General features: G+C 43.7%; 2 tRNA genes and 2 rRNA genes. All 4 read left to right on the forward strand.

The features are described from left to right. A 23S ribosomal RNA gene (locus JHL18_RS25055) occupies window positions 1-73 on the forward strand; the annotation flags it as partial. Between the two features lie 140 nt (window positions 74-213). After that, window positions 214-331, forward strand: a 5S ribosomal RNA gene (rrf, locus tag JHL18_RS25060). Between the two features lie 6 nt (window positions 332-337). Then, window positions 338-414: transfer RNA gene (locus tag JHL18_RS25065), tRNA-Ile, on the forward strand. Between the two features lie 5 nt (window positions 415-419). After that, window positions 420-495: transfer RNA gene (locus tag JHL18_RS25070), tRNA-Ala, on the forward strand. The last annotated feature ends 15 nt before the right edge of the window (window positions 496-510 follow it).

Raw genomic sequence — 510 nt, forward strand, 5'->3', positions numbered from 1 at the left:
GTTGATAGGTCGGAGGTGTAAGCATGGTAACATGTTCAGCTGACCGATACTAATAGGTCGAGGGCTTGACCAAAACAAATTATTACAAAGTAAACTTAAGTGCAATTTTGAAAGAATAATCTTTCTTATATTTAGGAAAAATTCTTGTTGACAAGAAGAAAAAGTCTAGATATAATATTCACTGTGGTCAGATTGATGACTACAAACTGAATATCTGGTAATGATGCGTCTTAGGGTTACACCCGTACCCATTCCGAACACGACGGTTAAGACTTAGACGGCTGATGGTACTGCATGGGCGACTGTGTGGGAGAGTAAGTGGTTGCCAGGTTAGTAAGGATCTTTAGCTCAGTTGGTTAGAGCAACCGGCTCATAACCGGTAGGTCCGGGGTTCGAGTCCCTGAAGGTCCACCATATTTGGGGGTATAGCTCAGTTGGGAGAGCACCTGCCTTGCACGCAGGGGGTCAAGAGTTCGAATCTCTTTATCTCCACCAAAGTAAACCATGAAC

This window comes from Clostridium yunnanense (assembly GCF_016595795.1).
Lineage (GTDB): Bacteria > Bacillota > Clostridia > Clostridiales > Clostridiaceae > Clostridium_AR > Clostridium_AR yunnanense.